The sequence below is a fragment of the Halomonas sp. SCS19 genome, from assembly GCF_040147015.1.
In the GTDB taxonomy this organism is placed as follows: domain Bacteria; phylum Pseudomonadota; class Gammaproteobacteria; order Pseudomonadales; family Halomonadaceae; genus Halomonas; species Halomonas litopenaei.
Map to the genome: position 1 here is coordinate 509,348 of NZ_JAMSHN010000001.1, position 13,631 is coordinate 522,978.

The 13,631-nt window shown below is 64.5% G+C and carries 10 protein-coding genes; 3 read left to right on the top strand and 7 right to left on the bottom strand.

Annotation, left to right across the window (positions count from 1 at the left end):
* Positions 1 to 9: 9 nt before the first annotated feature.
* The gene (locus tag NFH97_RS02000; protein WP_349624324.1) at positions 10 to 783 is read right to left on the bottom strand and encodes an SDR family NAD(P)-dependent oxidoreductase; all 774 of its coding nucleotides are present in this window, start codon (positions 781 to 783) and stop codon (positions 10 to 12) included.
* A gap of 357 nt (positions 784 to 1,140) precedes the next feature.
* Here NFH97_RS02000 and kdgR point away from each other — a divergent pair, with 357 nt between their 5' ends.
* Entirely contained in the window at positions 1,141 to 1,926 is a 786-nt protein-coding gene (kdgR, locus tag NFH97_RS02005) for a DNA-binding transcriptional regulator KdgR (protein WP_108449877.1), read from the top strand.
* Positions 1,927 to 2,050: 124 nt separating this feature from the next.
* Here the strand turns inward: kdgR and NFH97_RS02010 are convergent, their stop codons facing one another.
* Both NFH97_RS02010 and NFH97_RS02015 read right to left on the bottom strand, forming a co-directional pair.
* The gene (locus NFH97_RS02010) at positions 2,051 to 2,179 is read right to left on the bottom strand and encodes a putative transporter small subunit (protein ID WP_349624325.1); all 129 of its coding nucleotides are present in this window, start codon (positions 2,177 to 2,179) and stop codon (positions 2,051 to 2,053) included.
* Positions 2,180 to 2,233: 54 nt separating this feature from the next.
* The gene (locus NFH97_RS02015; RefSeq protein WP_502878707.1) at positions 2,234 to 3,883 is read right to left on the bottom strand and encodes a sodium:solute symporter family protein; all 1,650 of its coding nucleotides are present in this window, start codon (positions 3,881 to 3,883) and stop codon (positions 2,234 to 2,236) included.
* Positions 3,884 to 4,999: 1,116 nt separating this feature from the next.
* On the opposite strand from NFH97_RS02015, the gene NFH97_RS02020 reads away from it, so the two are divergent.
* Together NFH97_RS02020 and NFH97_RS02025 are read left to right on the top strand one after the other, a co-directional pair.
* Positions 5,000 to 5,656, top strand: coding sequence for a response regulator (locus NFH97_RS02020; RefSeq protein ID WP_349624327.1), 657 nt, complete (start codon positions 5,000 to 5,002; stop codon positions 5,654 to 5,656).
* Positions 5,653 to 7,011: a sensor histidine kinase gene (locus NFH97_RS02025; RefSeq protein WP_349624328.1), complete on the top strand. Its 1,359-nt coding sequence runs from the start codon at positions 5,653 to 5,655 to the stop codon at positions 7,009 to 7,011. The genes NFH97_RS02020 and NFH97_RS02025 overlap by 4 nt, the downstream gene beginning before the upstream one ends.
* A 119-nt stretch (positions 7,012 to 7,130) precedes the next feature.
* Here NFH97_RS02025 and NFH97_RS02030 read toward each other — a convergent pair whose 3' ends face one another.
* The 4 genes from NFH97_RS02030 to NFH97_RS02045 all read right to left on the bottom strand — a co-directional run bounded on the left by NFH97_RS02030 (position 7,131) and on the right by NFH97_RS02045 (position 13,517).
* Positions 7,131 to 9,758 (bottom strand): tetratricopeptide repeat protein, encoded by a 2,628-nt coding sequence (locus tag NFH97_RS02030; RefSeq protein WP_349624329.1) that lies wholly within the window; start codon positions 9,756 to 9,758, stop codon positions 7,131 to 7,133.
* Positions 9,755 to 11,032 (bottom strand): alginate lyase family protein, encoded by a 1,278-nt coding sequence (locus NFH97_RS02035; protein ID WP_349624330.1) that lies wholly within the window; start codon positions 11,030 to 11,032, stop codon positions 9,755 to 9,757. The genes NFH97_RS02030 and NFH97_RS02035 overlap by 4 nt, the downstream gene beginning before the upstream one ends.
* A gap of 26 nt (positions 11,033 to 11,058) precedes the next feature.
* Entirely contained in the window at positions 11,059 to 11,946 is an 888-nt protein-coding gene (locus NFH97_RS02040) for a polysaccharide lyase (RefSeq protein WP_349624331.1), read from the bottom strand.
* Positions 11,947 to 12,041: 95 nt separating this feature from the next.
* A complete protein-coding gene (locus NFH97_RS02045; protein WP_124802308.1) occupies positions 12,042 to 13,517 on the bottom strand; it encodes a PilZ domain-containing protein in 1,476 nt (491 codons plus the stop codon).
* Positions 13,518 to 13,631 lie beyond the last annotated feature (114 nt).

The window sequence follows — 13,631 nt, forward strand, 5'->3', positions numbered from 1 at the left end:
CGGGTGCCATCAGGGGCACATCTGGCCGCCATTGACGTCGAGCACCTGACCGGTGACGTAGCCGCTCGCCGTGTGGGAGGCCAGGAAGACATAGGCCGGGGCCAGTTCAGCCGAGGAACCGAAGCGCCCCATGGCGATGGTGCCGCTGATCTTGTCCCGCGTGCCCTGGTCCTTGTCCTCGTGGAAGGCGGTGTCGATGGTCCCGGGCGCCACCGTGTTGAAGCGGATGTTGTCCTTGGTGAACTCCTTGACCCAGTTGCGATGCAGGTTGTGGACCATGGCCTTGCTGCCACCGTACAGCGATGCACCTGGACCGCCACCTTCACGCGCGGCGATGGAGCCGGTGCTGATCACGCTGCTGGTTTCCCCGCTCTGCTCGGCGGACTGGCGCAGGTAGGGAATGGCGTACTTGGTCACCATCACCACCGAGCGAATATTGAGATCCAGCACCTGATCGAAGAAGGCATCGTCGATGCTCTCGAGTCCGTTGCGTCCCCCAAGGCCACCGGCATTGTTGATCAGTACATCGATGCCACCGAGATGCTCCGCGGCGGACTCGACCAGCGACTTGCACGCATCGCTTGAGCGCACATCGGCCTGAAAATAGGCCACATCGGCGCCTGCCTCGAACTGCTCCAGCACCGCCTGGGCGGTATCGGCAGAGCGGCTGCCATGGATCGCCACCCTGGCGCCGGCGCTGGCCAGCGACTTGGCGGCTTCCAGTCCGATGCCAGCGGTCGAGCCGGTTACCAGAATCTTCTTGCCTTTCAGATCGTCAAACATGGACTTGCCTCATGGGTTGTCATGGGAGGAGCGTCGGCCGCCATTGCCAATATTTGTCATCAAGTGTCGTGAAAAAATCGCCAAACCCGCCCATAGCGTCTGTAAATAAGCATTTAGCGGCAGTCGCCAGAAACTCAATTTGTAAATATTTGGATAGCGTTTCAGCAACGCTAGCAACGATGCATATTTTTTAAAACGCTATTTCAGATACTATTTAACTATAAGCTTATTCTAAAAACGAATTTGTAGATTTTGCGCGGGTTCCCGTTGTAGGAGATTGCAGACATACGACAAAAGACGTATAACTCGAAACCAAGAGATAAAACCCTATTTCACAATTTCTGGAATCTTGGCCCTATGGCTACTGAAGCGAAGGTCGACAACGTCACAGCGGTACTCAAGGTCATGGCGATCCTGGAGGCTCTGGATGAGGGCGGAGAATCCAGCCTGGCGGTGCTGTCCCAACGCGCCGTGATGTCAAAGAGCACCGCCTATCGCTTTGTGCAGACGCTCAAGAACCTGGGCTACGTCGCCCAGAATCCGGAAAGCGAGAAATACCGGCTGACGATGAAGGTCTTTGCGCTTGGCAGTTCAGCGCTCGGCAAGGCCGACCTGATCAAGATGGCCGATCCCGACATGGCGGCACTGTCCGAGCTGACCCGCGAAGCCGTGCACCTGGGCACCCTGGACACCTCCACCGCCGAAGTGATCTACGTGCACAAATACAACTCTCACTTCAACCTGTGCATGCACACCCGCATCGGCGACCGTAGCCCGGCCTACACCAATTCCATCGGCAAGGCCCTGCTGGCCCACCTGCCCCCGGCACAGCTCGACGCCCTGCTCGCGAACGTCAAGTTCGAACCACGCACCCAGAACACCGTGACCACCGAAGCGGCACTGCGCGAAGAGCTGGCCGAAATCGCCGAGAGCGAGCTGTCCGAGGATCTCGAAGAGATGGATGAAGGCGTCTGCTGCTTCGCCACCCCGATCTTCGATCACACCGGGCGCGCCATCGCCGCCCTGAGCATGTCGATCCCGAGCATCCGCTACCACCAGGACAAGACCTCGGAGTACAAGCGCATTCTGGTCGAGGCCGGTCGCAACATTTCGGGCAACCTGGGCTACCTGGCGCGGCGCTGACGCGACCTCCCTGCCCTGCCGCCTGCCGTAATGAAAGAAGCCGCCCCAAGGGGCGGCTTCTTTGGTTACGGCCTGTCCCTCGCATCGAGGGCAGGTATCGCAACGGGTCAGTGCGAGTTGCGTCTCACACCAGGGTGCGGTGGCCGTTTTTCGCCTCACGACGATCGCGGGCAACGGCGCGGCAGATCAGCAGCAGCACGCCCAGGGTGAGCGCAGGCCAGATCAATACGTAAAAGCCAAAAAGCAGGGTCATGGGGAATCTCCGTCGGTGGGCGCCGCCAGCCTGCGGCGCCCGTCAAACAAGGGTTCAGCGCTGGGTCGCAAGTCCTGCCGGAGCGGACTTGGACGGGCGCTCGTCGGCTACCGTCACGTCCTCGGCGGCATCATAGTTGCCGACCCGCTCGGCGATGGTGTCGAAGTCGAACCGCTCGCGGCTGGCGAGGCTCATCACCACGCACACCAGGGTGCTGGTGCCGTAGGCGGTCAGCGACGCCAGCAGCACCGTGTACTCCCTGAGGAAACCGGTGGCGAACACCAGCATGGCGACAAAGGCAGCGAGCCCGGCGACGGCGCCGGCCACGCGGCCGAGGAAGCCGAACACCATCAGCGCGATGATGATGCCGCCACCGATGCTGGCCAGGAACTCGAAGCCAAGACCGGCCACACCGGTCATCGGCAGCCATTCAAACCGCGCCACGCAGAAGGTCACCATGGCCACCAGCACCGAGGTGGTGAAGGCCGCGTTGGTGACCCGGCTCCAGAAGCAACTGGCGATCACCGGGAAGACGATGGCTCCCCACAGTGCCCCGACGAAGACCAGCATCACCAGGATATCCAGCGAGAAGCTGGCGAAGACGATACCGATGGCGGTGGCCACGATCATGGTGATGCGCCCTACCAGCAGCATGCGGCGGGGGTCGGCCTTGCCTCGAGCGATGTTCTTGCCGTAGACGTCGGCCATCATGATCGCCGACAGCGCCGACAGGTCGGAATCGGCGGTCGAGGACAGGGAACCGATCACCAGAATAAAGAAGGCAGCGATGAACACCGGCGGCAGGTAGCTGGACACCATCTGCGGGATCAGGTTGTTCATGTCACCGTTGAGCGGCTCGACCCCCAGGGTCAGCGCCATCAGGCCAATCATGCCAAGGCCGATGACGATGGCCCCGTAGCCCACGGTGGCGGTGAGGAAGGTCGGCTTGATGTGATCCTCGTTCACCGCGAACAGACGCTGGGAGATGGTCTGGTTACCGATGGCATAGGCCAGCACCGCAACGAAGAAGGGTGCGCCCTGATTGAGGATGGCGTCCATCGAGAAGAAGTTGGCCTGCTCGGCGGTGAGGTTGTCGAGCCCGGCCACCAGTTCAGTGGGCCCGCCCATGGCGAAGAACACCGCCGGGATGATCACCACGGCGATCGCCATCAGCGCCACCAGTTGGGCGAAGTCCGTCAGCACCGAGGCGCGGAAGCCCGACCACAGCGTGTACAGCAGCACCCCGACACCGGCGATGATGACGCCGGCCTGGAACGACAGCGGCGAAAGTACCGATACCAGCGCCCCGGCGGCGGTGAAGTTGACCATCAGGCTGATGATGCTGCCCAGCAGGTTCGATAGCGCCAGGATCAGCTGGCTGGAGGAGCCGTGGCGCGCGTGGATCAGCTCGCCCAGGGTGTGGGCGTTGGGCGCCAGCCGCCGGAAGCGGCGGCCGAACGGATAGATGAACAGGATCATCAGCGCGCCCCAAAGCCCGTAGTGGATCGGGCCGGACACACCATAGGTATAGCCGGAGGTGGCAGCGGCGTAGAAAGAAGCGGCCCAGATCCAGGTGGCCGTCATGCTGGCGGCACCAATGCCGAAGCCGACCCGGTGGTTCGAGACCATGAAGGCGTCGGCGTCTTCCTTCTTCTTGCGGATGCTCAGGGTCAGCAGGTAGGTGCCGCCATAAAAAGCGATCATCAACAGGATGACCGTCAGGGTCGAAAACTGGTGGAGGGAGGCGCTATTCAAGGGCAATTCTCTTGTTGGTGGAACACAGGCGAGCGACGGTTCATGCGAACGCATGCCGGCACTTCACCGCGAAAAATTCACTAGACGAGCACGACAACGCCACAGGAAAACCGCCCACGAAAAGGACGAAACTTCCTCGGGATCATCGAAGTCTCAAGGGCCGAAATAAAACGGATTACTGCCGCTTTTTCGGTACAGAAAGGCGTCGGGACGCGCCGCAGCACATGGCCAGCCATTGCAGCAGGGGCAGGCGGGCCGACATTGCGACAACCGGCGGGGCGTATCGAAGACGCCAGCAGACCACTGGTGGGTCAGGGGGGCGGGCGGCGCGGCATGCAGCGGCCCTGGTCGGTGTAGTGGGGCGACATCTCGGTCCTCTCCAGCGACAACGCAGGAACAGCATTAGACAAGACAAACAGGTCCCCGCCGGGCCATTGGCCCCGGGGTAATCCAGTCGGGAAGGTGCCACATCCATCCAGCGATGGCACTTCTCCTGGCGGTATAACGCCAGCTTGGCATCGGATCGCGAGCCAGGATAAGGGCTCGGCGTCCAGAGCGACGTGAGGCCTGTAAAAGGCGGGATAAAACCATCGCTGCGGCGCACATACCCTACTGTGCTGTGCAGAAAATGTCCAACCTGACGGACGAAGGATAATTTACCCATTTTCGACCAGACGTCAAGATAGCGGAATTCTCTCGGATGGTGGCGTAAAACCTTCGGCAATCTCGCTTTTCCCTTCCACACGCATCGCCTCCGGTAGCCGATCGAAAATCCAGACAAAAAGAAGCAGGTACTGCCTGGCCATTTTCATCAGCGACACGCTTTGCGTTGGTCCCTATTACTGAAGGCTATCCTGCCCATCTACGCGTCAGTTGCCCCATGTGAGGTCAACGAGGAGAAGCGGCAAATGATAATCCTTACCAATTATTCACTCACCAACTTCCAATGTGCGAAGCAACAAAGTCTGCTTTGATCGGGAAAGGGGCGGGACAGGGCGCCGGGAAAAACCCAACGATCGGTGGTAGGCTTTTGTCGATATCAGACGCCAGTTTCGGAATATCGACGTGAGAATCCTGTTTATTGAAGATGACGATATCCTCGGAGATGGACTCTCCGAGGGGCTATCGCTGCTCGGCCATCAGGTCGACTGGTTGACCCGTGGCGACACCGCGGCCCACGCCCTTGCCGACAACGCCTTTGACGCGGTCATCCTCGACCTGTCCCTGCCGGGCTTTACCGGCATGGAGCTGCTTAGGCGCTGGCGGGACGAGGGGTTTCGTGAACCGATTCTGGTACTGACCGCCGACGAGGATACCCGTCGCTGCGTCGAGGCCCTCAACGAGGGGGCAGACGATTACATCACCAAGCCCATCGACCTGGACGAGCTGGACGCTCGCCTCAAGGCGCTGCTGCGCCGAGCCCGTGGACATGCGGACAATTTGCTGGAATGCGGCGACCTCCGTCTCGACCGAAGCGACAGGCTGGCATGGCTCGGTGGCGAACCGCTGGACCTCTCGGCCTACGAATACGTGGTACTCGAAAGCCTGCTGGAGCGACCTGGCCGCGTGGTCGCCCGCAGTCAGCTCGAAGCGCGTCTGTACGGCTGGGGCGATGGTCCCGACAGCAACAGCCTGAGCGTGCTGATCCACAAGCTGCGCAGCAAGCTCGGTGACAACAGGATCGAGACGTTGCGCGGGCTAGGGTATCGGGTGTCGCCATGAGCGCCTTCTATACCGGATTGCGCAAGCGCGTGGTGCTGCTATCGAGTCTGCTGATCGTGCTGACCTGGATCGCCAGCTCGCTGGCCACCCGCACCGGTATCGAGCAGGCCTCCGACGAACAGCTGGCCCAGCGGGCCCAGGCCGTGGCCTGGCTGATGTTGCGCGCCGCCAGCCAGACCGACGAGCCTGTCACCGGAGACGCCCTGATCCGCCAACTGGAACAGATCGGCGACAGCCTGGGCGAAACGATGGCCTACGAGTTTGGACGCGCCTCCGACGACCAGGCGATGCGCTCTTCCTCCTTTCCCGAGCTCTCGAACGAAGCCGCCAACGGCTTTTCGCGTCACTCGGACGACGGCGGTGACTGGCGTGTCTTCACGGCGATGAGCGAGGACCAGTCATCCTGGTCCCGGGTTGCCTTTACACCGACCGAGCCCAAGCCGCTGACCGAGATGTTGCTGCTGACGCTGCAGCAGCCGCTGGTATGGGCCATCACGCTTCTCGGTCTACTGGCGATCGCTATTCAGAATCGGTGCTTTACCCCGCTCAAGAAGGTCGAGGACGCACTCGCAAATCAAGACCTGCTCAACCCTCGCCCCCTGGCGTTGAATCCGGCGCGACTGCCCCGCGACGTGCGCCCACTGGTGACCCAGCTCGACCGGATTCTTGACCAGACCAAGAACCTGCTGGAAGAGCAACGCACCTTCGCCTACGGCGTCGGACATGAGCTGCGCACCCCCCTGGCCGGCTGTCTCAGCCAGGTCCAGGTGGCCCAGCGCATCGAAGACCCTTCCCGCCTCAAGCAGTCGCTTGCCAAGGCCGAGCGCGCCCTGTTGCAAATGACCCAGCTGGTGGATCAATTGCTGCTGCTGGCCCGCACCGACCCGTCTGCACCGCTGGAGAATCCTTCCCGCATCACCCTCAGCGCTCTGGTGCAAGAGAGCATCGAACGGCGTACCGTCACCGCCCAGCGCGAAGGAGTGGTGCTCAAGTGGCGTGTCGACGGCCCCCACGACTCCGAGATCGAGGCCAAGCCTGAGCTGGTGCGCACTCTGCTGACCAACCTGATCGACAACGCCATCCGCTACTCGCCTCGCGGCGGCGAGATCCTCACTCGGGTGGACTGCAGTGACGACAGGTGGCTGGTACTCAGCGTGTCCGACCAGGGCTCGGGCATCGATGCCAAAGAAAGTAACCAGATCTTTTCGCCCTTCTATCAGAGCGAGACCGGCAAGAGCAGCGGGCTGGGCCTGGCCATCGTGCGCGCCATCGTCAAGGCCCACGGCGGTGACGTCTCCGCCCACCGCAGGCCGATGCTGGGCACCGAGATCCGCGTGGTCCTGCCCCGGGCCTGAATCTGACCTTCGGCACCAGCCCTGGGCACGACACTGTGGATGTTCGCCGCGAAACGTGCGTCTTGCGACCTACACCTTGATGGCGGTACGCCTCGCTAGAGGCGCAACGTGGCGGGTGTTCAGCTTTCCAGGTTGGGAGTTTCCATCAATAGCTGATGCAGGGTCTCGATGGCCAGATCCCCCTCGCCTTCCAGCACGCCGTCGAGCCATAACAACGCCGCCTGCTGGTTGGCGGTTTCAAGCCCCCTGGACGCCAGGTAGGCCTTGGCCAGCGCCAGTCGCGCCGAGCCGTGCCCCTCGAGCGCCGCGTCGACCAGATACTCGGCACCACGCTCACGATCCTGCTCGAGCGCCTGGCCTCGCAGCAGCTCGCGCCCCAGGGTCGCCTTGGCCCCGGCATGGCCGGACTCGGCGGCGGTGGTCAGCCAGCGCCGGCCTCGCTCGGCGTCCACCGACAGCGGTCCCTCGCCACGTACCAGAGCGGTGCCCAGGATCTTCTGGGCCGAATCGCTACCCGACTCGGCAGCCTGGGTCAGCCAACGGTCGGCCCGCTCGCCATCGGCGCTCACGCCCTGGCCGTCAAGAAAGGCCCGGCCGATCAACTGGGCCGCGTAGGCGTTGCCGGCAGTGGCTGCATCGCGCAGCAGCGACAAGCCTCGCTGGCTATCGGCCGCCACGGATTCCCCTTCCAGATAGGCCTTGCCCAGCGCCAGCTGAGCCCCCAGGCGGCCGTGTTCGGCGGCGCGTTCGAGCCAGGCGACACCCTGTTGCGGATTGGCCGCGACGCCGTCTCCTTCGAGCAGGGCGCGCCCAAGGTCGACCATGGCGTGGCTGTCGCCCGCCTCGGCCGCCTGGCGCCAAAGGTCCATGGCCCTGCCGGCGTCCCTGGCTACCCCGATGCCCTCCATGTAGATGCGGCCCAGCGGCGCCGCGGCGCTGGTATCGCCACTACTCAGTCCACGGGCAAGCCAGGTACGCGCCTGTACAGGATTGCGAGCGATCCCATTGCCCGCCAGGTAGGCCTGGCCAAGCTGGGTCATGGCACCGGCGTGGCCGGCCTCGGCGGCACGCCGGAGCTGGCGGATATTGCCGGCGTCCCCCTGGGCCAGACGGGTCCTCATCAAGGCCTCGCCAGCGGAGGTGTGGCCGGCCTGCTCGGCACGTTTAAGCCATTCGGCCGAGCGCGCCAGGTCGACGCCGACGCCGGTACCCTTGCGATAGGCGCGCCCGAGCACCAGCATGGCGTAGGCGTCGCCTTGCTCGGCGGCCTGCTCAAGCAGCGAGACGCCCTGGCCTCGGCCACCGCCCCCCGGCAGCTGGCCGGTGAGTCGAGCCTGACCGAGCAGCGTCATGGCACGCACGTCGCCCTGCTCGACCGCCTGCGTCAACAATTCCTCGGCTCGCGCCGGGTCTGCGTCCAGCACCTCACCTTCGAGCAACGCCGCGCCCAGGGTGCGTCGCGCCGCCGCGTGGTCCTTGTCGATGGCGTCCTGCAGCAGTGTCATCGCGCGCAGCGGGTCCTGGCCGACATGATCGCCTTCCAGGTAGGCCTTGCCGAGCTGGTAGCTCGCCCAGGGGTGGCCAAGTTGCTGTCCCTGGCGCAGGTGCTCAAGCGCCAGTTGCGGTTGGGCAGGCACCTTGTCCCCGTCCAGATAGAGGCTTCCGAGCACGGCGTGGGCCAACGGGTCGCCCTGTTCGGCGGCCCGGTTCAACAACGCCGTGCCCTCGTCCAGATCTCGCTCAAGGCCGTTGCCTTCCACCAGGGCTCGCCCCAGTACCACCATGGCGTTGACGTCCCCGGCGGCCACAGCGCGATCGAGCCAGCGAAGGGCGAGGCGCGCATTGCCGTCGCTGGCCCTGAGGTGGTCACGTCCCAGCGCGGTCATCGCCGACACCTCACCGGCGTTTGCCGCCCGCGACAGCCATTGCCGACGCCGTTCACTGTTGCCTGGATGCCAGCCACCCTCGGCGTAAAGCTCGGCCAGGTCGACCATGGCCGCGGGTTCGCCGGCCTCGGCCTCGCGCTCAAGGGCCCTGAGCTGACGCCGGCGATAGTCTTCCACCAGCTCCGGCGCCTCGGCCAGCCAGCCGCCCGGCGCATGGGCCTCGGCCAGCGCCGCCATGGCCTCGCTATCACCGTCATCGGCCAGTTCCTGGTACAGCGTTCGAGCCTTCGCCGGATCGGCACGCACGCCATCTCCTCCACGGCTGAGCAGTGCAGCCAGCCGGGCCTTGGCGTCGCGCCCGACGTCCTCCTCGATGGCCTGCTGGAGCAGGTAGTAGCCCAGCAGATCATCCCGCTGCACGCCGTCGCCTTCCAGGGTCAGTCGCGCCAGGTTCAGCGACGCATGGCCGCGAATCCAGGAAGGCGTCGCCACCGCCTTGCGATAAAGCTCGGCGGCTCGCTCGGCATCGCGCGGCACGCCAAGCCCCTGGTCGTAGATCTTGGCCAGCTCGTAGTAGCCCTGGGGCAGCCCCTGATGGGTCAACCGCTCCAGCGCCCTTATCGCCTGCTGTGTGTCTCCGGCGGCCAGGGCTCGGTCGGCCTCCTCGACGCGGTTCTTGTGCATCCACAGAAGGTTATTGGCCTGGCCGCCGTTAAACAGCGCCTGGTCCTCGGCGGCAAGCTCGCGTGTCCCGTGGGGCCCCAGGTCGCTTGCGGTGGTGACACAGCCGGATAACAGCAGTGCCACGCCGGCGGCGCTGCCCCAGTGCCTGACATTTGTGATCAATCTGGGTGTTATCATGGTGGGCCTCCGTTATCGGGTATCAGCGAGACGCCATCGGCCTCGTTGAGTGCCTCCAGGGTCTGCTGCTTGCGCGACTGATCCTCGAGCTCCAGGTGTTGCTGGGCTCCTGGCGCCATGAAATAGAGCGTCACGTAGCCCCCGGCGCTGCGGTTGTAGATCGGCCGACGCTGCTCGAGAAAATCGGCGATGCGTGGGTCGTCGAAGCGCGACTGGTAGACCTCCATCCACGAGAAGTACTGGGGGTCTGTCAGAAAGCCGCGGTACTGCTCGCTGGGGGCCATATCCCCCAACACGCCAGGGTCATCGATGGCGCTCATGGTGAAGTCCACTGCGTCATGGATCGTCTTGCCGTCCACCTTCAGCGAGAAGATGTCGTAGCCCTGACGGGCGATCACCTGCATGTTGGTAATCAAGTACAAGAGTGCGTAGTTCTGGTAGTGGGTGGCGCGACGCCCCCGCTCCATCTCGAGCGGAAAGGCGCCTTCCTTGGTCATGTCATTGAGCGCCGAGTGGATGGCGCTGACGCCGAAGCGAAACAGCTCGTCGTTTTCCACCAGCACCCCCACCGTGCTGGCGTACAGCGCCCGCCGGTAGAAGTGGTTGTTGCAGCAACTGTTGCCGGCGTCGCCGGGGATCGCCGAATGCTCAAGCGCCAGATCCTCGAGCCAGCGCTCGACCCTCTGCCTCGGCTCTTCCAGACCGTCCACCTCGGGGCGCACCACCGAGTAGGCCAGCGCCGCGGCGAAGATCATCGACTCGGTGGCAAACCAGGCCTGGGGCTCCTCGGGCTCGTAATGGAAGCGAGTCAGGGCGTCCTGGCTGGCCCAGTGATCGAGATAGCGCACCAGACAATTGGCGTAGTAGTCATCGCCGGTGGCGACGAAGGTTCCCGCCAGCAGCGACACGCTGTCCTCGAACTCGAACAGCGGCGCCGAGGCTTCACGCCACTCCTCGGGGCTCGGGTAGAAGCCGGGAATGCGCATCTGCGAGGTGATGGGCGGCGGCTGCAACAATTGACGACAGCTGACACCCTCACCCAGGGAATCCTGTATCTGCGTCAGGATGCTGTTGTCCTGCTCTTCCAGCAGCGCCATGCGCGCCTCGACATCGAAGTAGGAGGCCTGTGGGTCCGAAACCCGGTAGTCCTCGAGGTCAAGCGCCTGGCGCTGCTCCAGGGTCAGGGCGCTGGCCACGGGCAGCCAGCCACCCAGCAGCAACGCAAGGCCGCCTGCTCGCGCCAGGCGCGGCAGTGTTATCGCTACATTCAGCATCGTGTCTCCTGGCCGGCAGCAGGTCGCTACCGGCGATAAAATTCGAAGTCGGCAAAGTCCAGGTGCTGGTCTCGCGGGGTGCGCCAGGACTCGCCGGTGCCACCGAAGAAGGTGGAAAACATCAGGCCGTCGATGTAGCCGTCCTCGACGTCGCGAAACTCCACGCCGGATACCTCGAGTCGAGGCTCGCCGTCGATCCACACCCGCATCAGGCCATCCTGACGGCTCGGCTCATTGAGCCGGATTTCCTGCTCGACGGTGACCCAATCGCCACTGGCGAAGTGCCAGCTCCCGCGCCCCAGCGAGGCGCCGTAGGCCGTATCCTGATTGACCACGTAGGCGTAGAGCTCACCCTGACCGTCGCGCCGCCACATGAAGCGGGCGCTGAAGCCGTTGTCACCGGTCGCCTGGGTGCCGCCACTGGGCGCCTCGCCCCCATAGAGCCCGGGCAGCTTGCCGCCCTTGACAAAATCGAAGCCGTCGGGAACACGCAGCCGATAGCGCAGGCAGGCATGCTCGGCCCCGGCCAGGGCCTGGGGCGCGGCGTAGAAGCCCGCACCGCCACGTTTACCATCGCTGGGTGAAGAGGTGCCCGCGGGATAGAAGGCCCGCAACACGGCTCCCGCCTCGGGGTCCTCGACCAGGCTCAGGTTCTCCAGGCCCCAGTCGCGATGGCTACCGAAGCGCTGCTCGATGATGTCGTCGATCTCCCCCTCGACGTCGTCGAGATCCGGCGCGAATACGGGTCGCAGCCGCTGCGAACAGGGTGCCGCCGAGACGTCGCTGGTGACCTCCATGGTGTCGGCCCCTGCCCCGGGGGCCAGGATGGCAAGCGAGAGCCCCAGGGCGAGCCCGACATACAGCGTCGGCCCGGTCTGTGACTGCGTTGTGTCGATGGTCTTGTCGTGGTGCATCGGTCGCTCCCGTCGGCCCGTTCGGGCCCTCGGTGGCGGTCATCACCGTGACGGGGTCTGGTCGGCCCCGCCACAGGGGCGTCTCGAGTGCTGCGCTAGACGTTCTCGCGCACGCTCTCTTCTACCTGCTCATAGAGGTCCTGAGCCTCGTTGAACACGGTACGGCCGCCCTGCCAGACCCGCTCGACGGTCTCGCCGATGATTGGGGTCTCGTTGAAGCGAACGTCCACCGGGGTACCGACGCTGCTGGCAGGTAGCGGTTTCTCGGGAATCAACAGCACACTGGCCACGTTCTTCTGCTGGCGAACCCAGCCAGGAAAGCCGGCGCGCGGCTCGCGCTCGACATCCAGCGCCACGCTGCGCACCCGAGCGTCGATCATGCCGGACTCGTGGGGCAACGAGATAAAGGCCTTCTGGTTGGGCTCGATTCGCTCGATATCGCTCATGTGAACCAGTGCCTCGACCATGATCTCGTCGTCACCGGTGCGCACCAGCGTCATGATCCGCTCGCCCTGGTCGATATAGGTGCCGTCGGCGCTGGACAGCGCCCAGGCCACCAGGCAGTTGCAGGGACTGAAGATCTCGTTCTGGGCCTGCTCGGCCTCGAGCGCGGCCAGGCGCGAGCTCTGATACTCGCGGGCGGTCTCGAACTGGTCGATGCGGGCCCGCGCCACCGCCGGTGACACCGTGTCGTAGCTCACCGAACTGCGCCCGGCCGGCTTCGACGAGTTGGCCACACTGACCGGGCCGGAGCCCGCGGCCTCGAGGCTCTGCTCCAGGTTGTCGATCAGCTGGTCGTTATACTCCTGGGCGGCCTGGGTCAGGATCAGCCCGGACTGCAGCTCGTGGTTCCTGACACTGGTGAGCTTTTCATCGCGCTCGACGCGATCCCCGGCGCGCAGCCCGTGCTCCATCAAGACGCCGGGCCCGGGGGCGCGCACCTCGATACGCGGTGCGCTGACCGCGGCAAAGCTTGGTTCGATCAGCATGAAGTTGCGATACAGCGCCGCCGTCAACACCAGACCGAGCGCCGCAATACCGGCGACCAGCAGCAGATAGCGGCCCCAGCGCCGACCACCGCCCCCCTTGTGGCTGGCGCCGGCACCTGCGCCACCCTTGCGCTTGCGCGGTGTCTGGGCGTTCTCGCTGCCGACCATCGACTGGGGATCGAGGTGGCGGCCGCTCAGGCGTGCCCGGACGATGTCCTTGACCAGCGCCAGGTGCTGCGGCTCGATCGAGGTGAATTCCCAGCCGGTCAGCGGCGCTTCACCCTGGTGGGCTTCGGTCTTGTGGCGGCACACCGCCGAGAAGGGCACGATGAACTCGCGCCCGGCTTCCTGGATACGCAACTCCGCCTGGATCCAGTCGCCGGGGGCGTGGCGCTGGTCGCCTCGCATGGCCATGCCGCCCAGGGAAAGATCGATGCCCCTGGCGTGCTCGCCCTGCGGCATCACCACCTCGAAGTCGGGTGAGACGCGAATATGGTGACGCTCGCTGCGAGCTTCATGGCTGACCTGATCCATCCGGCTCGCGGTGTCGTCACGCCTGTTGCCGTCGTTGTCTGTGGTCATGGTTGATCCGTTGTGCTTGGTGTCCGAAGGGCGCGCCCGCCTCTCGGGCCGGGACGCGCTTGCTTGCTGTGGTGTCGTTAAGTTGGCGAGTGGCAGGCACTCTGCGCACGTGGT

Excerpts from the sequence above, each read along its gene's own strand:
- NFH97_RS02040 (WP_349624331.1), bottom strand. The coding sequence starts at position 11,946 with ATGCACCACGACAAGACCATCGACACAACGCAGTCACAGACCGGGCCG.
- NFH97_RS02025 (WP_349624328.1), top strand. The coding sequence starts at position 5,653 with ATGAGCGCCTTCTATACCGGATTGCGCAAGCGCGTGGTGCTGCTATCG.
- NFH97_RS02000 (WP_349624324.1), bottom strand. The coding sequence starts at position 783 with ATGTTTGACGATCTGAAAGGCAAGAAGATTCTGGTAACCGGCTCGACC.
- NFH97_RS02045 (WP_124802308.1), bottom strand. The coding sequence starts at position 13,517 with ATGACCACAGACAACGACGGCAACAGGCGTGACGACACCGCGAGCCGG.
- NFH97_RS02015 (WP_502878707.1), bottom strand. The coding sequence starts at position 3,883 with ATGATCGCTTTTTATGGCGGCACCTACCTGCTGACCCTGAGCATCCGC.
- NFH97_RS02010 (WP_349624325.1), bottom strand. The coding sequence starts at position 2,179 with ATGACCCTGCTTTTTGGCTTTTACGTATTGATCTGGCCTGCGCTCACC.
- NFH97_RS02035 (WP_349624330.1), bottom strand. The coding sequence starts at position 11,032 with ATGCTGAATGTAGCGATAACACTGCCGCGCCTGGCGCGAGCAGGCGGC.
- NFH97_RS02030 (WP_349624329.1), bottom strand. The coding sequence starts at position 9,758 with ATGATAACACCCAGATTGATCACAAATGTCAGGCACTGGGGCAGCGCC.
- kdgR (WP_108449877.1), top strand. The coding sequence starts at position 1,141 with ATGGCTACTGAAGCGAAGGTCGACAACGTCACAGCGGTACTCAAGGTC.